19 protein-coding genes are annotated in these 19,946 nt (G+C 55.3%); 7 read left to right on the top strand and 12 right to left on the bottom strand.

Annotated features, from left to right (window positions below; genetic code table 11):
* The 4 genes from HUN04_10085 to prmA all read right to left on the bottom strand — a co-directional run bounded on the left by HUN04_10085 (position 1) and on the right by prmA (position 4,743).
* Complete coding sequence (locus tag HUN04_10085) at positions 1-801, bottom strand: flagellin (protein ID WDP90038.1); 801 nt, start codon at positions 799-801, stop codon at positions 1-3.
* A 93-nt stretch (positions 802-894) separates the two neighbouring features.
* Positions 895-1,659 carry a phosphoribosylformimino-5-aminoimidazole carboxamide ribotide isomerase gene (gene hisA, locus HUN04_10080; protein WDP90037.1) on the bottom strand — a complete coding sequence of 255 codons (765 nt, stop codon included), beginning with the start codon at positions 1,657-1,659 and terminating at the stop codon, positions 895-897.
* Positions 1,660-1,674: 15 nt separating this feature from the next.
* The gene (locus HUN04_10075; protein ID WDP90036.1) at positions 1,675-3,765 is read right to left on the bottom strand and encodes an MCP four helix bundle domain-containing protein; all 2,091 of its coding nucleotides are present in this window, start codon (positions 3,763-3,765) and stop codon (positions 1,675-1,677) included.
* Positions 3,766-3,825: 60 nt separating this feature from the next.
* Entirely contained in the window at positions 3,826-4,743 is a 918-nt protein-coding gene (gene prmA / locus HUN04_10070; protein ID WDP90035.1) for a 50S ribosomal protein L11 methyltransferase, read from the bottom strand.
* A 276-nt stretch (positions 4,744-5,019) separates the two neighbouring features.
* On the opposite strand from prmA, the gene HUN04_10065 reads away from it, so the two are divergent.
* From HUN04_10065 to HUN04_10035, 7 genes are all read left to right on the top strand, one after another.
* Entirely contained in the window at positions 5,020-5,787 is a 768-nt protein-coding gene (locus tag HUN04_10065; GenBank protein ID WDP90034.1) for a molybdopterin-dependent oxidoreductase, read from the top strand.
* A 1-nt stretch (position 5,788) separates the two neighbouring features.
* Positions 5,789-7,459 (top strand): hypothetical protein, encoded by a 1,671-nt coding sequence (locus tag HUN04_10060; protein WDP90033.1) that lies wholly within the window; start codon positions 5,789-5,791, stop codon positions 7,457-7,459.
* A 16-nt stretch (positions 7,460-7,475) separates the two neighbouring features.
* The gene (locus tag HUN04_10055; GenBank protein ID WDP93240.1) at positions 7,476-8,303 is read left to right on the top strand and encodes a 50S ribosomal protein L11 methyltransferase; all 828 of its coding nucleotides are present in this window, start codon (positions 7,476-7,478) and stop codon (positions 8,301-8,303) included.
* A gap of 361 nt (positions 8,304-8,664) precedes the next feature.
* Complete coding sequence (locus HUN04_10050) at positions 8,665-9,828, top strand: acyl-CoA dehydrogenase family protein (protein ID WDP90032.1); 1,164 nt, start codon at positions 8,665-8,667, stop codon at positions 9,826-9,828.
* 49 nt (positions 9,829-9,877) lie between these two features.
* A complete protein-coding gene (locus tag HUN04_10045; GenBank protein WDP90031.1) occupies positions 9,878-10,099 on the top strand; it encodes an acetyl-CoA carboxylase biotin carboxyl carrier protein subunit in 222 nt (73 codons plus the stop codon).
* A gap of 33 nt (positions 10,100-10,132) precedes the next feature.
* Positions 10,133-11,890 (top strand): glutaconyl-CoA decarboxylase subunit alpha, encoded by a 1,758-nt coding sequence (locus tag HUN04_10040; GenBank protein WDP90030.1) that lies wholly within the window; start codon positions 10,133-10,135, stop codon positions 11,888-11,890.
* A 149-nt stretch (positions 11,891-12,039) separates the two neighbouring features.
* Entirely contained in the window at positions 12,040-13,143 is a 1,104-nt protein-coding gene (locus HUN04_10035; GenBank protein WDP93239.1) for a sodium ion-translocating decarboxylase subunit beta, read from the top strand.
* A gap of 93 nt (positions 13,144-13,236) precedes the next feature.
* On the opposite strand, the gene HUN04_10030 is transcribed toward HUN04_10035, so the two are convergent.
* The 8 genes from HUN04_10030 to HUN04_09995 all read right to left on the bottom strand — a co-directional run bounded on the left by HUN04_10030 (position 13,237) and on the right by HUN04_09995 (position 19,839).
* The gene (locus tag HUN04_10030) at positions 13,237-13,623 is read right to left on the bottom strand and encodes a carboxymuconolactone decarboxylase family protein (GenBank protein ID WDP90029.1); all 387 of its coding nucleotides are present in this window, start codon (positions 13,621-13,623) and stop codon (positions 13,237-13,239) included.
* A 22-nt stretch (positions 13,624-13,645) separates the two neighbouring features.
* Complete coding sequence (locus tag HUN04_10025) at positions 13,646-14,449, bottom strand: IclR family transcriptional regulator (GenBank protein ID WDP90028.1); 804 nt, start codon at positions 14,447-14,449, stop codon at positions 13,646-13,648.
* A gap of 272 nt (positions 14,450-14,721) precedes the next feature.
* Entirely contained in the window at positions 14,722-15,777 is a 1,056-nt protein-coding gene (locus HUN04_10020; protein ID WDP90027.1) for an HD-GYP domain-containing protein, read from the bottom strand.
* A gap of 114 nt (positions 15,778-15,891) precedes the next feature.
* A complete protein-coding gene (locus HUN04_10015; protein WDP90026.1) occupies positions 15,892-16,857 on the bottom strand; it encodes a helix-turn-helix domain-containing protein in 966 nt (321 codons plus the stop codon).
* Positions 16,854-17,438, bottom strand: a complete 585-nt coding sequence (locus HUN04_10010; protein ID WDP90025.1) for an isochorismatase family protein — start codon at positions 17,436-17,438, stop codon at positions 16,854-16,856. The genes HUN04_10015 and HUN04_10010 overlap by 4 nt, the downstream gene beginning before the upstream one ends.
* 101 nt (positions 17,439-17,539) lie before the next feature.
* Positions 17,540-18,301, bottom strand: a complete 762-nt coding sequence (locus tag HUN04_10005) for a ketoacid-CoA transferase (GenBank protein ID WDP90024.1) — start codon at positions 18,299-18,301, stop codon at positions 17,540-17,542.
* A 13-nt stretch (positions 18,302-18,314) separates the two neighbouring features.
* Complete coding sequence (locus HUN04_10000; protein WDP90023.1) at positions 18,315-19,292, bottom strand: CoA transferase subunit A; 978 nt, start codon at positions 19,290-19,292, stop codon at positions 18,315-18,317.
* A 343-nt stretch (positions 19,293-19,635) separates the two neighbouring features.
* A complete protein-coding gene (locus HUN04_09995) occupies positions 19,636-19,839 on the bottom strand; it encodes a cold-shock protein (GenBank protein WDP90022.1) in 204 nt (67 codons plus the stop codon).
* Positions 19,840-19,946: the final 107 nt, after the last annotated feature.

Genomic DNA, 19,946 nt, shown 5'->3' with positions numbered 1-19,946 from the left:
TTATCCGAGAAGGTCTACGATCTGCTGGGTTGAATCATTGGCATGGTTCAACGCATAGGTGGCCGCCTGGCGCAGCAGTTGATTCCGGCTGAGTTCAATTGACTCCTCTGCCAGGTCTGAATCCCGGATCTGGGATTCTGCTGAAATCAGGTTGACCCGGCTGGTGGAGAGGACTTCGATTTCAGAAAGTGACTGGTTCTGGCTGGACCCTACATCAGACCGGATTCTGTTAAGCTGCGTCAGGGCCTGGTCCACCGTTCCCAAGGCGTTCTGGGCGCCCTCGGCTGTGGTGATATCAATGTTTGAGAGCATGCCGGTTTCCCCTGATCCCAGCTGGGACGGGGCAGCGGAGCCGATGGAGAGCCCCGCTGTGCTGAAACTGCCGTCCAGAAGCGTCTGCCCGTTGTAAGAGGTGTTGGATACAATATCATTGAGGGCGCCAAGGGAACCGTTTATCTCCGACTGAATGGCAGCCAGACTCTCTGCCGACTGGGCCCCGTTTCCGGCGGCAATGGTTTTGGTCCGGATATCCTGAAGGATATCTGACATCTGCCCCAGGGCACCGTCGGCAACCTGGGCGATGGCGATGCTGGCATTTGCATTTTCGATCTGCTGTTCGGCGGCCAGGGATTGGCTTTTGAGACGGTCTGCGATGGCCATTGCCGAGGCATCGTCCGATGCGGAGTTGATCCGTTTGCCCGTGGCAATGCGTTCAAGGGTGTTGGTTAAGGCGCTGTTGGCTTTCCCTGCCTGGCCAAGGGCGATGAGTGCGGCGCTGTTGCCGGTTATATTTAAAGCCATGATCCCTCCTTGCTTCATATCATTCTCGATGAATCACCTGATATTGTATCAGTGATTCTGAATGAATTCAAGGGGTTGTTTTTTGTGCTGGCGTCAGGCGTTTTGGCTGTGCCAGGCCACCACGTCCAGGTAGGGGATACTGCCGCCGAAGATGTCCAGGGCCGAACCGATGGTCAGATCCACCCGGTTGCCGCCTACTGTTTTAACCCGTTCCAGGTCTGAGAACCGGGAGACGCCGCCGGCATAGGTGGCGGGAACGGGGGAATGGGTGCCCAGCAGGGCCACCAATTCTTCCTGGATCCCCTGCATTTTTCCTTCCACATCCACCCCGTGGACCAGAAATTCGTCACAATACCCGGCCAGATGGCCAAGGGTCGCCGGGGTGACGGGCACATCGGTGAAATTCTGCCAGCGGTCGGTGACGATCCAGAACTGCCCGTCCCTGGACCGGCAGCTCAGGTCCAGCACCAGCCGTTTTTTCCCCACCGCACCGACCAGTGTTTCGAGTTTGCCCATATCAATTTTTCCCCGGGAAAACACATAGGAGGTGACTATGACATGGGAGGCGCCGGCATCCAGAAATTTTCCGGCATTGTCCGGGGTGATGCCGCCGCCCACCTGGAGCCCGCCCGGATAAGCGTTGAGGGCGGAGAGAACGGCATTGGTGTTGCCCGGGCCCAGGGCGATGACATGGCCGCCGGTGAGCTGGTCCTTTCTGTACATCCGGGCAAACTGCGCCGGTGAGTCCGGGCTTTCGAAATTGGTGACAAGGGTGCCGCCTGCTTTTTCCTTGAGGGTGGAGCCGACGATCTGGACGACTTTACCGTTTCTCAAGTCGATGCAGGGTCTGAATTTCATTAATATTATCCTTGTTTAGATTTTAAACCGTCCGGCCATCTTCTTCAGATCGGAAGCAATCCCGGCCAGTTCTTCGGCATTTTCATTGACTTTTTCGCTGTTTTCCACCAGGGACTCGGACATCCGGCTGATGCCGGAGACATCCTCGGATACACTGCCGGCGGCCTCGGATGCATTGCCGATACCTTCGGTGATATGCCGGCCGGCCTCGGATGCGGTGTTGATGTTGGTTGAAATCTCCCGGGTGGCGGCCGACTGTTCTTCTATGGCAGCGGCAATGGCGGAGGAGAGTTCATTGACATTGCCCACAATCTCGGTGGTGCGGGTGATGATATCCACGGTCTGCCCGGTTTCTGTCTGGATCTGTTGGATTTGTCCCCTGATTTCCTCGGTGGCTTTGGCGGTCTGGGCAGCCAGGTCTTTGATTTCAGTGGCAACCACAGCAAATCCTTTGCCGGCTTCCCCGGCCCGGGCCGCCTCTATGGTGGCGTTCAGGGCAAGAAGGTTGGTCTGCTCCGAGATATCGGTGATGGCTTCGGTGACTTTGCCGATGGCCTCGGCGGCCTCGGCCAATTGATTGACCTTGTCTCCGGCGGTTTTTGTCTGCTCCACGGCCTCTTCTGCGGTCTGCCTTGAGTCGGCGGTGTTCTTGGCCACTTCTGAAATGGTGACGGTCATTTCCTCTGCGGCAGCTGCCACCATGTCCAGGTTGTCGGCGGTGGTCTCCATGCCGGAGGCCACAGCGGCCATGCTGTCATTCATGCCCGCAGCCGCATCGGCCACACGGGACGATTTTTCCGAAGCTTCCCTGGCCCCGTCGGACATGCTGCCGGATACCGATGAAAGGCTGCCGGCGGCATCGGTGAGGTGGGTGATGCCCAAGGACAGGCTTTTGATCAACTCTCCGACATTATTGGATATCCGGTTCAGGTATTGGGCCAGATCTCCCAGTTCGTCATTCCTGACAATATCCAGTTGTGAGGAGAAGTCCCCCTGGGACAGGCCCTGGGCAAAGGCAAAACTTTTATTCAGCACCGATAGGATCTGGCGGATGATGATAAAGGCAAGAAACGTTCCTGCAAGGATACCGCAGATGGCAATGGCGGCCAGGAGGGTGCGGGCGGTGTTGAAATTCTGGTTGGCCAGGTCACGGTCGGTGGCCAGCCCTTTCTGGCTGGCGTCCACCAGGCCGGCCATGATGCCGGCGGCCTGGTCCAGGGCAGAGCGCCCCTCCTTCCTCGACAATTCAAAGGCCCTGGCGTTGGAGTTCTGGGCGGCCAGGGCCATGATTTTTTCACTGACCTGGGTGAACCGGGTGAAAAGATCCCGGGCCGCCTTGAAATCATTTTGGGATTTTTCATTGATTTTGGATGCCAGATCCTCGAATTCCTTGGCAATGGGCCCTTTTAGTTTATTACTCTGCTGGATCAAGGACTGAGTGTTTTCGGTCTCCCTGGACAGGATAATGGCCTGCTGGGTATTTTCCAGGGTCCGGATCGCTGTCAGCAGCCTGGCCGTCTGTTTCATTAATTCCCCGACTTCGGCCAGGTACATGGCGTCGAAGAGCTGGGTGGCCTCCTGGAACTCCTCCTCGTAGTTGACCACCACGGTTTCAACATGGTCGCCCAGTGCCGTGATCATGGGGCCGGCCTCTCCGGCGGCCATCTGGGCGGCCTTGAAGTTGGTATTGGCTGTTGTGAGGGCCGCGACGTCTTTGTGGACGGACAGGAACTGTGAAAAGGCCGATTCAAATTGTTCCAGTTTCTTTTTTTCATCTGAATCAATGAGGGCTGCCAGTTTGCCGCTGGCCTCTTGTATTTTTTTCTCCGCTTCGGCAATGATTCCGGCATAGGTGTTCATTTCATCCCCGTCTTCTGAAATGAGCATGTTTTTTTCCGCCCCGGAGATGAGCAGAAGGTCCTTCTGGATACGGGTGGCCAGGATAATTTTTTCAGCCGATACACCCACGATCCGGCTGATCTGACTCCGCATACCGGAGAGGTTCCATAAGCCCACCGCCCCGATGACCAGGGCGATACATATGAAAATTAATACCACAGAGTAAAATTTAATCTTAAGGCTGATTCTTTTCTGTTCTTTTGCCATGGGAATCTCTCCAGTGACGGGTTAACGGATACCGGCCGTGCCGGGCGGATACGGTTCTTGTTACTTGTGGCGGACGACCATTGCCACCCACTCATCGGTAACAGTTTCGGCAGCCAGCTCAAGGTTGCTGGCTGCCAGGGCCGCCAGAACATCTGCCCGGCGCTCTTTGATGATGCCGGAGAGTATGGCCAGCCCCTCTGGTGCCATCCGTTTTTTTATATCCTTTGCAATATCCACGATGACCTGGGCAATGATGTTGGCCACCACAAGATCATAGGCGGTTTCCGGGGTTCTGTCCAGGGTTGTGGCCTCCAGAGTATATAGGGCGGGATCGATTTTGTTTTTTTCAAGGTTTTCACGGGTGATGTCCACGGCCATGGGATCGAGATCAATGCCGAAAAGGCGCAAGGCCCCCAGCTTGGCCGCTGCAATCATGAGAATGCCCGACCCGCAGCCCACGTCCAGAACTGTCTGACCCGGCTTCAGGTGAGTTTCAATGCGTTCAAGGCACATGGCCGTTGTGGGGTGGGTACCCGTACCAAAGGCCATTCCCGGATCAATATGGATCACCACCTCGCCTGCCTTCGGGGTGTGGGGCTTCCATTCGGGCTTGACCACTATGCGGTCGGTGATCCGGGTGACGTGGAAATAGTCTTTCCAGGCATCGGCCCAGTCTTTTTCATCCACGACTTCAATGCCGACAGCCACCCCGATCCCCATATCCCCAAGGGCCGCCAGCTTCCCCTCTATTTTTTCGATAATGATATCCGAGGCGTCCATGTCCGGCAGGTATCCGATGATGGCATTCTGCTCGGGCTGGGGCAGGGTGGATGTCCCGAATCCTTCATCGGGTTCGGGGATGGGGACATTGCAGACCACCCCCTTGAGGTTGAAGGAAAAGAAAACATGGCAGATCATTTCTTCTGCCAGAGCAATATTGTCCGCGTTGAATTCCGCGGTGAGTTTTTTGAATTTCATTGAGTCTTAAGTCTTTCTTGAATTTTTCATAAAAAAGAATTATTTTGCATAAATTTGATATTGTCAAACCTTTTATTGGGGCAGGCCGCATTGGTTCATCCATCCAATCATCAGTCAAAAGTATTCCGCCAATCCCATCGATTCTTCTTTTGGCAGTTTTTCCTTTTTGGCAGTTTATTTGTTCTCTCCGCCGGGCAGGCGCTGTCGTCACCCGGGGTGAAAATGGCAGGAACCGGGGACGGGGTGTTTCAGTTTAGGGCTCTGGGAGTGCACGCAATGGAGCCCCATGCAGAGACATTTAATACCCTGGATATCAATTTCAAGGAAGACGGCCCCGCCAGGTTCACCGGAATCCGGCTTTCCCGCCTGGCAAAGATGGCCGGCATGAACCCCCATCACCCCCTGACCGTTGTCGGCTCAGATCAATATGTGGGGTACCTGCCCGGAGAACTGCTGGGCAAGGGTTTTCTGGTCTGGGAAATAAACGGGAAAAAAATCACCGGGCTGAAGGGCGGCCCCCTGAAGGTGGTTTTTCCCCAACAGTTGGGGGTACATCCGGCCTGTTTCACCTGGTATGTTGAGGCCATGGTCGCCGGCAGCGGGACCGAAGCAAGGCTTTCCCTGGTGCACAGGGATACGGTCCGGCAGTATTCCCGGAAGGAACTTGAGGCCCTGGCCACCCCCCTTGATCCTTCTCTGTTTTCCATTGCCCAGGGGTGCCGTAATTCATTTCCTTCCCTTCCCGGTGGCAAAGAAATCCTGGCTGTTCCCCTGTCCCGGCTTTTGGCGGAAACACTTGCAGAGAAGGGCGGGGCGAAGGTTGCCGTGGAACTGGTTCCCTTTGCGGGCCCTGTGGTAACGCTTCCCCCGGATATTGCGCGTTCTCCGGCCTATGTGGTCATCTCCTGTGACGGCCGGCCCCTTCACCCGGCCCTGGGCGGCCCTTTTTCGGTGATATTCCCCGTTGAAACCCATCCGGAAATGGCGGATTTGGTGCCTGAATCCGGTGCACTGTTTTTCATTGAAAAGGTCATTATTCAATAGCATGTTTTCTGTCCATACCCTCCAGGCCAAGCTCATGGTCTCCGTTTTTTTGATTGTCATCCTGACTGCCGGGTCCATGACCGCATTGGTCATCTATACTGAAAGCAATAAGCTCCAGACAAATGAAATGGAGCGGATTTTTTACAAGGCGGATGCCATGCGGGCCCGCCTGGGGCATCTGATGTATGGAAAAAACTGGCGGTATTTAATGATGACCCTTTCCAATGCCAAGGCCGCCGATCCGTCAATGCTTTATTTTTCCATTATAGACGACCAGGGGAGGGTGCTCATTGCCGATGATGATTCCCTGGTGGGGCAAAAATGGGGGGGGCATTCCACCCCCATGGACCCGGATCGTCCCCTTTACTCAAAGGAAATGGTAAAAAAGCGGGGTCAGTTCCGTATTTTCCTCTCCCAATACCCTGTTGGTGAACAAAGCGGGGACAAGGTGATCTTTGAGGCGGTTTATGAGATCGTTTACCTCGGACAGCCCATGGGAACCTTCAGGGCCGGATTCTCCAGAAAGGGGATGGTACGCCACCTCCAATTTTTAACCCTGGGCATGGTGGCCATGGGCGGCCTGGTGCTCCTGGCTGTCCTGGGCATCATGTATCTTGTGATCCGCAGGCATATGGTACCGGTTGAATCCTTTACAAAACATATTTCAGGACTGGATCTGGGGGGAGACGGCAGGGGGCTCAGGTCGGGCCTTGCTGACCTGCAACTGGAAGAAGGGCAGGGCGAGACCCGGGATGTCAGGCTGGTGAAGCAGGCCTTTGCCCATATGCGGAATCAGTTTATTTCAGCCTGGGACCAGCTGGAGAACCATAGAGACAACCTGGAACAGATGGTGGATGAGCGTACAAAGGCCCTGAACCGGAGCAATGAAGAACTCAGCCGCCAAATTAAAGAGCGTAAGGAAATCGAATCCCGGATACTGACGGTGCAGAAACTGGAAGCCATTGGCACCCTGGCCGGCGGGGTGGCCCATGAATTCAATAATCTGTTCATGGCCATTACCGGATATGCCACTTTGATCCAGAAGCGGAGCGCCCCCGGGCATCCCAATATTGAAAAGGCTGAAAAGATCCGTGACCTGGTTGAAAACGGTTCCCGGTCGGTTCAGCAGCTTCTGGGGTTCGCCCGTAGCGGCAAATTCAGCCCCGGGCCGCTGAGTCTCAATGAGATCCTCAGCGTCAGTCTCGCCATTCTTTCGGCCGGCAAAAAATCCCTTATCATTGAGGCCGGGTATGAAAAAGATCTGTGGATGGTCCAGGCGGACCGTTCCCAGATGGAGCAGGTGTCCATGAATCTTCTGCTCAATGCGGTGGAGGCGGTAAAGGAGGGCGGTACCATCCGGGTCTCCACAAGGAATGTTGAACTGGAGAAATTCCAGGTTTCCATGGATAAGCAGGTGTCGGGCAGGTATGCCGTTGTTGAGGTCCGGGATGGGGGCACCGGCATTGATCCTGATATCCTGCCCCGGATTTTCGACCCCTTTTTTACCACCAAGGCCCCGGGGCAGGGCTCGGGCATGGGCATGGGACTGGCCTCGGTCTTCGGAATTGTTGACAACCATGGCGGCTTTACAACAGTGGACAGCAAACCTGGAAGGGGCAGCACCTTTTGCGTATATCTTCCGGCAATGGATATGGAGAAACCCGATGAATAATCCGGCCCAAAATATAATTAAAAACCCCTATGAACACCTCTATATTTATAATTTTGACCGGATTCCCGGGGCCAGCGACGGGGTGAATTCCCATCCGTCCTACCTGGGAACCTGGGAAGAGGACGGTACGGCTTTTTTGTTTTTTTCCGCCCCTGCCGATGATGTGATCGAGGCCGTGGCCGCTGCTGAGCCCGGTATCTCCCTGGAAGCCCGCTACGAGATGAGCTGTGAAGAGTGGCACGGTGACCGCATTGAACCCTATTGGGTGGAAAACCTCTGCATTGCCCCGCCCTGGGAACGGCCCGATCCCGGTGAATTAAAGGGGAAGGGCCGGGAGGTGCTCCTGGATCCGGGGGTGGTCTTCGGCACCGGACGCCATCAGACCACCGAGGACTGCCTGGCCCTGATGTGCAGGGTGCTTAAAAAGGAATCCATCGGGCGGGTGGTGGACATCGGTACGGGAACCGGACTGCTTTCCCTGGGGGCGGCGGCTCTGGGGTGTCCCCAGGTGCTGTCCTGTGATTTTAACCACCTGGCCGTCCAGACCACATTGAAAAATATCCGGCTCAACGATTTTGAAGACCGGGTGCTGGCCTTCCAGGCCAGGGGGGAGGAGATGATCGCCATTCCCTGTGATCTTATGGTGGCCAATATCCATTATGATGTGATGCGCCATATCATTGCCCATCCGGGATTCCTGGAAAAACCCTGGTTTATTTTGTCGGGGCTGCTGAACTCAGAGACCCGAAAAGTGCTGAGCGCACTCGGTGACCTGCCGGTGCATATTGTTGAGCGACGCTGTCCCGACGGAATCTGGAATACCATCCTGGGAAGACGGTTGTAGAACCAGAAGACCAACGGGCCGGGCAGGCCGGTGGCCGCCTTTTTAACCTGCCTGAAATCAATTCCTGACAATCCATTCCCCCCCCTGCATCTTCCGGAATAGGTGATTTTCTTAAAATCACCGGGTGTTCTGCCTTTTCAGGCGCTCAGTGAGGGTGTGGTCCGGCAGAAAACGGATCACGCGCAAGGAGGGAAAGACCCCGGCCCAGCAGGCCTGTGCCGGGACAGAATCACTGGAAATTTTAATTTTTAATTAAATATCTGATCAGATTTTTCTTGACTTTGACCCTGTTTTTCTGTTTCATCCAATATGAATGATGTGATATTGGCTAAAATACATAACGAGGAATCCGGAGGATACAATGGATTTTCAACTGTCCACCGAACTGAAGATGCTCCAGAAGGAAGTCAGGAAATTTGCAAAAAAACAGATTGAACCCTATGCGGACCAGTGGGACGAAGACCATTACCTGCCCGTTGAAGAGGTGATGAGGCCCCTGGGCGAACTGGGGTATTTCGGTACGGTGATCCCGGAGGAATACGGGGGGGAAGACATGGGATTCCTCGCCGCCATGATCGTCACCGAAGAATTGGCCAAGGTCTCTTCCTCCCTGAGGGTTCAGGTGAACATGCAGGTGCTGGGCTGCGCCTATACCATCTACAAGTACGGCAGCGAAACCCTTAGAAAAAAATATGTGGAGAAACTGTGCACGGCCGAGTATATCGGCGGCTTCGGCATCACCGAACCCGATGCCGGCTCCGATGTCATGGCCATGACCTCCACGGCCGAGGACAAGGGGGACCACTGGCTGCTCAACGGGTCCAAGACCTGGATTTCCAACGCCAATGTGGCCGATGCGCTGCTATATTACGCCTATACCGACAAATCAGCCGGTACCAAAGGGCTGTCCGCCTTCGTCATTGAGCCCAAAAACTTCGAGGGCATCAAGACCTCCTCCCTGGAAAAGCTGGGCTCCCATTCTTCTCCCACAGGAGAACTGTTTCTGGATAACGTCAAGGTGCCCAAGGAAAATATCCTGGGCAACCCCGGTGACGGCGCCAAAATCGTTTTTTCTTCCCTGAACCAGACACGGCTCTCTGCTGCGGCCGGCGGCGTGGGCCTGGCCCAGGCCTGCCTGGATGCGGCCCTTAAATACTGCAACGAAAGAAAACAATTCGGCAAGAAGATCGGCGAGTTCCAGATGAACCAGGACATGATCGCCCAGATGGCCACCGAAATTGAAGCGGCACGGCTTCTGGTTTACAAGGCCGCCTGGGCCAAGGACCAGGGCAAGCTCAACAACGGACTGGACGTGGCCATGGCCAAATACTTTGTGGGCGAGGTGGCCACCAAATGTTCCAACTTTGCCATGCGCATCCTGGGCGCCTACGGGTACTCCACCGAGTACCCCGTGGCCCGGTATTACCGGGACGCCCCCACCTATTCCATGGTGGAAGGTTCTGCCAATATCTGCAAGTGGATCATCGCCCTTGACCAGTTGGGAATCAGAAAGGCCAACAGATAACAAAATCGATACCCCTAAGCATCGAATGAATAATAAAGGAGAATAAACCATGTCTGAAAATGTCATTGCCCCCCTGTCCGGAAAAGTCGTCAGCCTCACCCTCAACCCCGGCGAGGCGGTTGAAGAAGATGATGAACTCATGGTCATTGAGGCCATGAAAATGGAAACCCCCATCTTTGCCCCCTGTTCCGGCACGGTTTTAAAAATAGAAGTCAAAGAGGGGGATTCGGTGGAAGAGGATGACGTGATCGCGGTCATAGACCCGGCTTAACCCTTACAGCAGCAGTAGTTTCCGGAGGTTTGCATGAAACCCTATTTTGAAGCCATGGATGCTTTTGGGGATGCCCTGAAAAAAGGGACGATCAAACGGACCCAGAAAAATCTTGAAGCGGTAATGGCCGCAGAAGCCGGGCTGGACAAAGCCGTTGACGGGGTAAAGACGGCCGGGCTCCCCGAAGAAAAGATCAATGCCAGGGGACAGATGACCGTGTGGCAGCGCCTGGACTATCTGGTGGACCCTGGCACCTGGACGCCCCTGCACACCCTTTATAACCCTGCCGATAATGTGGAGGGCACCACCAATGTGGTGGACGGCCTGGGGAAAATAAACGGTAAATGGGCCGTGATCATCGGTTTTGACAACAAGGTCATGGCCGGGGCCTGGCTGGCCGGCCAGTCCGAGAACATTCTGCGGGTCACCAATCTTGCCAAGCGGCTGAATATCCCCCTGGTCTGGCTGGTGAACTGCAGCGGGGCAAAGCTTACCGAACAGGAAAAATTTTATGCCAACCGCAGGGGGGCGGGCACGCCCTTTTTCCGGCACGCTGAACTGGAACAGGCAGGTATCCCCGTCCTTGCCGCCATCTACGGCACCAACCCCGCCGGCGGCGGCTACCAGTCCGTCAGCCCCACCATCCTCTTTGCCCATGAAAAATGCAACATGGCCGTGGGCGGTGCCGGCATCGTCAGCGGCATGGCCCCCCAGGGGGGATTCACCGTGGAGATGGCCGAGGACCTGGTGACCCGGGCCAAGGAACACCGGGCCAAACCCCCCGGATCCGTTGCCACCCATTATGATTCCACCGGTTTTTTCCGCTATGTATACGAGGACGAAAAAGAGGTCCTGGACGGCATCAAAGACTATATGAAGGATATGCCGGCCTATAATCCCAAGTTCTACCGGGTGGCCGAACCCAAGGCTCCTGCCTTTGAATCCGAAGATGTCATGCGCCTTCTGCCCATGGCCTCTAAAACGGTCTATGATTTCGACCAGATTCTGGCCCGGCTGGTGGACGGCTCGGAACACCTGGAGTACCGGCCCGACTACGGCCCCGAGGTCTACACCGGGTTGTGCAAGGTAGACGGGTTTCTTGTGGCCTGCATCGGCAACCGCCAGGGGTATCTGGGCAAGGGATATCCCGAGTATGCCGACTACCCCGGCATCGGGTCCAAGCTCTACCGCCAGGGCCTGATTAAGATGAATGAGTTTGTTACCTTCTGCGGCAGGGACAGAATTCCTGTGATCTGGTTCCAGGACACCTCTGGCATTGATGTGGGAGACATCGCTGAAAAGGCTGAACTGCTGGGGCTGGGCCAGTCCCTGATCTATTCCATCCAGCAGACCGATCTGCCCATGATGCTGGCCGTGTTAAGAAAAGGAACCGCTGCGGCCCACTATGTCATGGGCGGCCCCCAGGGCAACCGGAACAACGCATTCACCGTGGGCACCTGCGCCACGGAAATCTGCGTTATGCACGGTGAGACCGCTGCTGTGGCCACCTATGCCCGGCGGCTGGTCAAGGAAAAGGAAGCCGGCCGCGACCTTGAGCCGGTGGTGGAAAAAATGAACGATCTGGCCCAGAAATACGCGGATACCTCCACCCCGCTTTTCTGCGCCAAGCAGGGCATGGTGGACGAAATAGTGAAACTGGCCGATCTTCGCAAATACATGCAGGCCTTTGCCGGTGCCGTATACCAGAACCCCAAATCCATCTGTCCCCAGCATCAGATGATCCTGCCCAGGATTATCAGGGACCAGGCCGCCTTAAGGGAAGGAAAATAATCATGACGGATGCGGTGATGGTCTTTCTGACAGGAATTTTCGGCGTATTTTTCGGAATGGCGTTCCTTTATATCTCCATTAAAGCGACCGGGGCGGCTGTTATGGCGCTGGAAAAGAAAAAGGAGGCCTAGGTGCTTGATTCCATTTCCATGCTCTTCCGGACCTCGGGCTTTTTTTATCTCACCCCCGGCATGGGGGTGATGTGGGTCATCGGCCTGGTGCTGATTTACCTGGCCGTGGCCAAATCCTACGAACCCCTGCTGCTGCTGCCCATCGGTTTCGGCATCATCCTGGTCAACCTGCCCCTGGCAGGGCTGATGGAACCCAACGAGGGGCTGCTCTGGAAATTTTACCAGTACGGGATTCACTGGGAGATTATTCCGCCGGTGATCTTTTTGGGGCTGGGGGCCCTGACAGACTTCGGGCCCCTGATCGCCAATCCCCGGCTGATCTTTCTGGGGGCCGGGGCCCAGGCCGGGGTGTACATCACCTTTTTTGCGGCCCAGGCCTTTGGTTTTGACCTGAAGGAGGCGGCCACCATCGGCATCATCGGCGGGGCCGACGGGCCCACCACCATATTCCTGGCATCCAAGATGGCGCCCCAGCTTTTAGGGGTCTGTGCCGTGGCCGCCTATTCCTATATGGCCCTGGTGCCCATAATCCAGCCTCCGGTGATGAAACTGATGACATCAAAGGCCGAGCGATGTATCCGCATGACCAAGGGCAGAAAGGTCAGGCCACTGGAAAAACTGCTTTTTCCCATTGTCTCCACCTTTGTGATCATCCTGCTGGTGCCGGCCTCTGCCCCTTTGATCTCCATGTTTATGCTGGGGAACCTTTTCAGGGAATCCGGCGTGGTGGAACGGCTGAACCATGCGGCTCAGAATGAATTGATGAATATCGTCACCATTTTTTTGGGGGTTCCCGTGGGCGCCACCATGAATGCGGAAAATTTTCTGCGCCCCCAGGTGATTTTTGTCTTCTGCCTGGGGTTGTTCGCCTTTGTGGTCTCCACCATGACCGGGGTGCTGCTGGCCAAGCTCATGAACCTTTTATCCAAAAACAAGATTAATCCCCTGCTGGGGGCGGCCGGCGTATCTGCCGTGCCCATGGCCGCCCGGGTGGTGCACAAGGTGGGCATGGAGGCGGATAAGAAAAATTATCTGCTCATGTACGCCATGGGACCCAATGTGGCCGGCGTCATCGGCACCGTGATCGCTGCCGGGATTTTTCTCACCCTTCTGGGCGGGTAAAGCGGCCGCTTGAGAATAACACCTGACCAGGGGGGCTGATTGACGGCAATCAGCCCCCCCCTTAATTTATGGAAACCGCTTTTTGACGGGGCCTTAATCCCTGTCCCTTTCCTCAAGGACCTCTTTCAAGGCGGAAAGGGCGGTATTGGCCGCTGGGACGCCGCCGTAGATGCTGGTCTGGAAGATGACTTCCGCGATTTCTTCGCTGGTGCAGCCCACGTTGAGGGCGGCGTGGATATGCAGTTTGAGTTCCTCGGGTTTGGAGAGAACGGTGAGGGCGGCCACGGTGATAAGCTGGCGGGTGGTGTGGGGGATTTTTTCCCGGGCGTACATCTGTCCTGTGATGTACAGGGACATGTCCTTGGCCAGTTCCGGGTCAAAGTGGCGCCAGAGGTTGTAGGGCTTGTCTTCGTCCTTTACTGTGGAAAAATAGAGGTTGGCGGTTTTTCCGGTTTTTTTGGCGATTTCTTTGAAATCCATCTCTCCTCCGTCTTCTTTTTGTTTAGGGGGCAGTTTCTCTTTCTCGTTTTTCCTGGTCCAAGGACAGGGAAAAGGCATTTGCGGCCCGGCTCAGGCTGTTGATACAGGTGTCCGTGTGATCCCGGCCGGTGATGCGCATTTCCGGGATGGCCAGGCTCAAGCTGGCCAGGATATCTCCTTTGAAATCAAATACCGGGACGCTCAGGGAGCCCAGGCCCGGTGTCCGTTCTCCCAGGCTGAGGGCGTAGCCCTGGGTTCTGATTGTTTTCAGTTCCATTTCCAGTTCCCCGGATGTCGTAATGGTGCTGCCGGTCAGGGGGATGATCCGGGTGGTTTTCAGGTATTCTTCCCTGAATCGCCGGGGAGAAAAGGCCAAAAGGCATTTGGCCGAGGCCCCGGCATAGAGGGGGGACTGATTGCCGATGGGCATGCCCGCCTTGAGCGCTCTGGGGGATTCAATGGTATGGATGCAGATTCTCAGGCAGCCTTCAATCACGTTGAGGTGGACGGTTTCTCGGGTCTCCATGGCCACCTGCTTCATGAAGCGGCGGCCGATTCCGGTAAGGTTGTTGGTGCTGTTCAGTTTATCGAGGAACCGGTAAAATATATTGCCGATGTAATATTGGCGGGTAGCAGGATCCTGGCGGATGAAGTCGTAGGATTTGAGAACTTTGATGATGCGCTGGACCGTTGCGGGGCTGAAGTCCAGTTCAGTGGAGAGTTCGCGTATTCCCCATGAGGGCTTCGACCCCCTGAATTTGAGCAGGATCTCCAGGGCTTTTTCAACGGCGTTCAGTTTTTTTGGGGCGGGATGGGTATCAAACATGATTTGTTCTGTAAGAGTGTTTTAATTTAGAAGGGAGAATATCGGAAATAGATAGGGGGGTCAATAGGGATCTGATTAAATTTATGATTAAAAATGGATGCTCTTATTTTATTATTCAAAAATTACTAAACCCTGTGTTGGATTGCGGGACCGCCTCGGCAGAAACTAAGGCCGGCATGGGCGCAGGCGTCTTTCCGTGCCCTGCCGGTCATCGGGGGATTTTTATCTAAAGCATTTTGATCGGTGACCAATTTTATTTGCCGGTTTATTGATCAGGATATGGAGGCAAGCCAGTTCAGTTCGTCCATGTCAACGGCATCAATATGATACCCTTTTTCAAAAAGCCGGATACAGATATCCACAATGTCCCTGTTGTAATGTATGCCGCTTTTCTCCCTGATGTAGGCCAGGGTGTCATTGAGGGGGTAGGCCGGGCGGTAGGGGCGGTGGGCGGTAAGGGATTCTACAATATCCGCCACACTGACAATCTGCGCCTCCAATAATATCTGGTTTCCCCGCAGTCCCTTGGGATAGCCCGAACCGTCAAGATGCTCATGGTGCTGCAGGGCGATCTGGGCCACCGGCCAGGGGAAATTAACGGGTTTCAGGATCTCATATCCTTTTTGGCAGTGGATTTTCAGATACCCGATATCCTCGGGCATCAGCGCACCGGGCCGCGAGAGGATCTGGGAGGGAATGGCAATTTTGCCGATATCGTGGATGAGGGCCCCCAGGAATATGCCTTCGGTGCGTTCTTCCGATAGGTCCGATTCCCGGGCGATGCTGGCGGCCAGATGGGCCACCCGCCGCTGGTGGCCGGCGGTATAGGGATCCCGGAGCTCAACGGTGCGGGATATGGTCAGGATGGTCTGCAAAAGGGTCTTTTTGATATCCATGGCATAGTGAAACCGTTCTTTTTCAGCCTGCTTCTGTTCTGAGATATCCCGGATATAGGCGATAAAAACCCGGGACTTGTCCGGGGTTATGGAGATGACTTCAAGTTCCGCAGGAAATTGGGTGCCGCCCGCCCGCATGGCCGTTATTTCAATGCGCTGGCCGATAATCCTTTTTTCCCCGGTGGCAAGAAAGGCATTCAAGCCGCTGGCATGGGCCTTGCGCAGGGCGGGGGGGATCAGCTTGTCGGCAACCGTTGAACCGATCACCTCCGAACTGGAATAACCGAATATCGCTTCCCCGGCAGGATTGAGATCAAGAATACGGCCTTTGTCATCCATGATGACGATGCCGTCGAGGTTGGATTCCACAAGGGCGTGGAACCACTCCGAAGAAATATCCCTTTTTAAATTTGATGGATTGGCCTTTTCCATTCTATCTCCAATGGCGGGGCATGGAATGACGCATTTGAAAAAGAGTATAGACCTATCACGGGCAAAAAGCCAATTGGTCCCGCAGGCCTTTGCCGGGGGAATCAATACCGGATTTTACACCAGGCAGGCGCCGTGCCTGGCTTCCCCCGGTGTGGTGCCGAAATGTTTTTTCCATAACCGCCGCAGCTGCCTTCCGTCATGGAAGCCGCATTGCACCGCCACCGCTTCAACCGATTGGCCGGGATCCTGAAGAAGGGTCCTGGCGTGTTCGAGTACCAGCAGGGTGGCGTAGGCTTTGATGGTGATGCCCGTGGCCTTTTTGAAGGTCCGGGTCAGGTTCCTGGGACTCAGACCGAAGCGGCGGGCCAGGCTGTCAATGGTATAGGTTTTTCCGGGGTTGGAAATCAGCCAGTCCTGAATCCTGTGAACGACGGGCTGGATGTGGTCCCGAAAGCTCAGGTAGATGGATTGCTGATGGTGTCCCCCGTCCCGCCTCAGATACACCACCAAATCCCTTGCCACCCGGCAGGTTACATGCGGGCCCCAGTGCTTTTCAACCAGGGCCAGGGCCAGGTCGATGCCCGAGGCAATTCCGGCACTGGTGTAGATGCCGGCATCATGGACAAAAAGGCAGTCGGTCCTGACATTAAGCCGGGGAAAGTCCCGTTGGAGGGCCCGGGTGCGCTGCCAGTGGGTGGTACAGCTTTTTTCGTCCAGGAGGCCGGCATGGGCCAGGGCAAAGGCGCCGGTGCATACCGAGCAGAGTTCCGCCCCCTTGTTGTAGGCCCGCCTCAGCCAGTGGAACACCTCGTCCGGCACCTTTTCCATACCGTTTCCCGCATATTGATGGTAGGGAAACCCCGGAATGACGAGGATATCGCCCTGTTGGGGCCTGATTCCTGAAAAATGGTCCAGTCGGTTGATGAAAACCGAGTGGGAGGACCGGATTTCCGTCTGCCACGAACAGCAGTCAACCGTGAGGTCGCATCCCCGGTTCCTGGCCTCCATAAAGGTTTGAAGGGGGCCTGCAAAATCAAGGATTTCAACTCCGGGAAAGAGGAGAAAAATGACCTGTTTCATTTTTCAGGCTCCCCAAGTCCGTTCAATGCCTCCTGCACCGTAGCAATCCGGGCAAACCTGCCGTGGAGAACCGTTTCTGTCCGTTCCTGGATTTCTTCCACGGTGAGCAATTTTCCTGTATTCGGGTGGGAGAGGGGGAAGGTGAGGGTGGCCTGGGTCACAAAATCGACCTCAAATCCCAGGTCCGAGGCCACCCGGGCCGTGGTTTCGCAGCATTGTTCAGTACGGATCCCGCAGATGGCCACCCGGGTGATGCCCTCTTGTATCAGAAGGGGCAGCAGGTGGGTGCCGGTAAAGGAGTTGTGGACCTGCTTCACCAGCAAGGGCTCGTTTGGCTGGTGTTCGAGGAAGTCCATCACCCTGAAGTAGGGAGAATCTGCGGCAAAGCCTGGATCCCGGTCGGTATGGAGAATAAAATATACAGGCCGGCCCGCCTTTCTGAATCCCGTGACCAGGGCCTGGATATGATGTTCAAATCCAGCCGGCCCCCGGCGCTCCCACAGTCCGTCCCGTGGGGCTTTAAATGATTCCTGGGCATCCACGACGATGAGTGCGGTCTTTTTTTTATTTTTGCGTGTCATTTTTTGTCCTTTCGGTTAAAGTGGGTGTTATCACTTTTGGTCTATAAAAGGCCAGGCGTTTACACAAGGACAAGTTTCGGTCATTTTGGGCCAAAGGGCGGCTAAAGGATGAGCCTTTGTGGATCGCAGTTCTCCCGGAGCTGTTTCAGTTCCTCGTCAGTGGGGGGCTGGATTTCAGCCGCCCTGTCCACCTCGATGTCAAATTCCATATTGGCCAGGATATCAGCAGGGGTGATGCCGGGGTAGCATCCGATGAGGTACATCTGTTTGGTCTCTTCATCAAATCCCATCACCCCCATGTCGGTGATGACCTTGTCCGGGCCGCCCGGGGGGAGGCCGGCTTTGATGCGGCCGTCAGGCCCGTCCAGGTAGCCGGGGCTGGTCAGGTAGTCCAGTTTCTTCTTGAATTTCCGTTTTTCCTGCTTCATGAAGATAATGCTCCGGGAGACGAAGGAGGCCACGTCGCAGGCGCCGCCGCTGCCTGAAAACCGTACCTTGGGCGCTGTATACTCCCCGATCACCGTGGAGTTGAGGTTGCCGTAGATGTCAATCTGGGCCGCCCCCAGGATGCCCACCACCTGGGGGCCGGTAAACCGGTTCTGCATGGTGCCGAAAGCGTCCAGCAGCCCCCCGTTGGATGAGGTGTGGTACATCACCCTGGAGTCGCCCACGGCCAGGGGCAGGTCGGCCAGTTCGGCGTCAATGGCCCCGGTCTCGAAAAAGATCACGGCGCCGGGGGCATTGATGTTTTTGGCCGCCATGGCCGCCAGCATGGAGATGCCGGTGCCGCAGAAGACGATGTCGCCGTTCCGGATTTCCCGGGCCGCGCAGATGGTCATCATTTCCTTTAATGTGTATTCCATTGGAATTTCCCCTTTATTTCCGGTCCAGATCTTTGGCGTAGCCCCGGTTTCTGTCTGCGGTGATCCTCTCCAGCCGGGCACGGCCCACATGGTCCAGAAGGGCATGGTGGTCGGGTTGGCCCAGTATCATGGTTTCCAGGTAGCCCCTGTAGGCGGCTTCGTCTTTGGCGGCCCTGGCATGGTCATTTAGATAGACGGGGTCGTAATCGTAATAGTTGTAGCAGGCCGTGGGGTAGGCACCGAAGGGAACGTGGACCACGGCGTCGGCATGGATAAAGGGAATCTGGTTCCGGTCGGGCTCGTTTTTCAGGTAATCGTCGTCCACCATCGATTCACAGGTGATAACAAGGGTTTTGGAGGCTTTGGCCTGTTCCACATCGGCAAAGGTCAGTCCGTCGATGCGGCAGTTGCCGGTGATGTCGGCGGTCTGCACATGGATAAAGGTGACATCTGGATTAATGGCCGGCACCAGAACCACCTTTTCGGTGTTGCACCAATTTTCAAAGGGGTTGTCCATGATGACCAGTTTTTCGTCGGGAATGCGCTGGTTTTCTTGGCGGAACTCCCTGGAAAATCCCCATTTGTGGACGATATCCGTCCCCAGGGCAGAGCGGGTAGGTAAAAAGGGCACCCCCATGGCCCCGGCCAGAAATCTTAGGGTCATCTGGTAGTTGGAATAATCCTCCACCGTTATGGCCTGGTCCTGGACGGCTTTTTTAAACCGCAGGCCGGTGGACATGAATTTCCCTGTGCCCCCGTAGGCGATTTCCAGGTTGGCCACACAGCCCGCCCCCACCAGTTCATCCACGCCCTGGCCGTTGGAATGGGCGTAAAGGTGGAGGTCTTTTACCCCCTGCCGGATCATTTCGTATATGGCGGCCATGGGGTTCCTGTTGATGGTAAAACCGCCGATGGACATGTGGCACCCGTCGGTCACAAATTTTTCTACAGCGTCCTTCAGGGCCATGACTTTATTGCCGTTTACGTTCATTTGCATTCCTCTCAATTAACCGGATCCGGTTTCCGCCTTCAGGGTTTTTTGTGCCTCTCTGACGGGGTGCAGCGAATTGTCAGTTACAGCAATGCCGTTAGGGGGCATTTTACAGGGCGGTGCCGAATTTCTTTCAGTTCAGATCAATTGGCTGAAACATCCCGATTGCTCCTTGGCACAAAACAGGTTGATGGGGTTCAGTTTAAAACCACCATCTTATGGGTATTTTTTGAATTCAACAAGTAAAACTGTGGCGGGTGGGACGGAAAGGAAGGGAAAGACGCAAAAAAGCCCCTGGACTGGATGTCCAGGGGCTTTCTTATAAACTTGTACAGCCGATGGGCTAAATTACGGTCACGTTGGTTGCGGCAGGCCCTTTCTGGCCTTCTTCAATGTCAAATGTGACGCGGTCACCTTCGTTCAGGGATTTAAAACCTGTGGCGTTAATGCCGGAATGATGAACGAATACGTCTTTTCCGCCGTCTTCCTGCTCAATAAATCCAAAACCTTTTGTGTCGTTAAACCATTTTACGATACCATTTGCCATGTCGGCACTCTCCTAAATAAAAAAATAAAAATTTTGCTTCGAACTTTGGGGGGCAAATCACATTAGACAATTGGGATGTACACCTTAAGAAGAAACACATGCGCTTT

The organism is Desulfobacter sp., assembly GCA_028768525.1.
Classification (GTDB): Bacteria; Desulfobacterota; Desulfobacteria; order Desulfobacterales; family Desulfobacteraceae; genus Desulfobacter.
The sequence above is the reverse complement of the archived record's forward strand: the minus strand, read 5'-3'. Positions and strand labels throughout refer to the sequence as shown.

What these genes read in the sequence shown, in the direction of transcription:
- prmA (WDP90035.1), bottom strand. Translation starts at nt 4,743, where the DNA reads ATGAAATTCAAAAAACTCACCGCGGAATTCAACGCGGACAATATTGCT.
- HUN04_10045 (WDP90031.1), top strand. Translation starts at nt 9,878, where the DNA reads ATGTCTGAAAATGTCATTGCCCCCCTGTCCGGAAAAGTCGTCAGCCTC.
- HUN04_10005 (WDP90024.1), bottom strand. Translation starts at nt 18,301, where the DNA reads ATGGAATACACATTAAAGGAAATGATGACCATCTGCGCGGCCCGGGAA.
- HUN04_10025 (WDP90028.1), bottom strand. Translation starts at nt 14,449, where the DNA reads ATGTTTGATACCCATCCCGCCCCAAAAAAACTGAACGCCGTTGAAAAA.
- hisA (WDP90037.1), bottom strand. Translation starts at nt 1,659, where the DNA reads ATGAAATTCAGACCCTGCATCGACTTGAGAAACGGTAAAGTCGTCCAG.
- HUN04_10000 (WDP90023.1), bottom strand. Translation starts at nt 19,292, where the DNA reads ATGAACGTAAACGGCAATAAAGTCATGGCCCTGAAGGACGCTGTAGAA.
- HUN04_10035 (WDP93239.1), top strand. Translation starts at nt 12,040, where the DNA reads ATGCTCTTCCGGACCTCGGGCTTTTTTTATCTCACCCCCGGCATGGGG.
- HUN04_09995 (WDP90022.1), bottom strand. Translation starts at nt 19,839, where the DNA reads ATGGCAAATGGTATCGTAAAATGGTTTAACGACACAAAAGGTTTTGGA.
- HUN04_10050 (WDP90032.1), top strand. Translation starts at nt 8,665, where the DNA reads ATGGATTTTCAACTGTCCACCGAACTGAAGATGCTCCAGAAGGAAGTC.
- HUN04_10030 (WDP90029.1), bottom strand. Translation starts at nt 13,623, where the DNA reads ATGGATTTCAAAGAAATCGCCAAAAAAACCGGAAAAACCGCCAACCTC.
- HUN04_10065 (WDP90034.1), top strand. Translation starts at nt 5,020, where the DNA reads ATGGAGCCCCATGCAGAGACATTTAATACCCTGGATATCAATTTCAAG.
- HUN04_10015 (WDP90026.1), bottom strand. Translation starts at nt 16,857, where the DNA reads ATGAAACAGGTCATTTTTCTCCTCTTTCCCGGAGTTGAAATCCTTGAT.
- HUN04_10085 (WDP90038.1), bottom strand. Translation starts at nt 801, where the DNA reads ATGGCTTTAAATATAACCGGCAACAGCGCCGCACTCATCGCCCTTGGC.
- HUN04_10060 (WDP90033.1), top strand. Translation starts at nt 5,789, where the DNA reads ATGTTTTCTGTCCATACCCTCCAGGCCAAGCTCATGGTCTCCGTTTTT.
- HUN04_10040 (WDP90030.1), top strand. Translation starts at nt 10,133, where the DNA reads ATGAAACCCTATTTTGAAGCCATGGATGCTTTTGGGGATGCCCTGAAA.
- HUN04_10020 (WDP90027.1), bottom strand. Translation starts at nt 15,777, where the DNA reads ATGGAAAAGGCCAATCCATCAAATTTAAAAAGGGATATTTCTTCGGAG.
- HUN04_10010 (WDP90025.1), bottom strand. Translation starts at nt 17,438, where the DNA reads ATGACACGCAAAAATAAAAAAAAGACCGCACTCATCGTCGTGGATGCC.
- HUN04_10075 (WDP90036.1), bottom strand. Translation starts at nt 3,765, where the DNA reads ATGGCAAAAGAACAGAAAAGAATCAGCCTTAAGATTAAATTTTACTCT.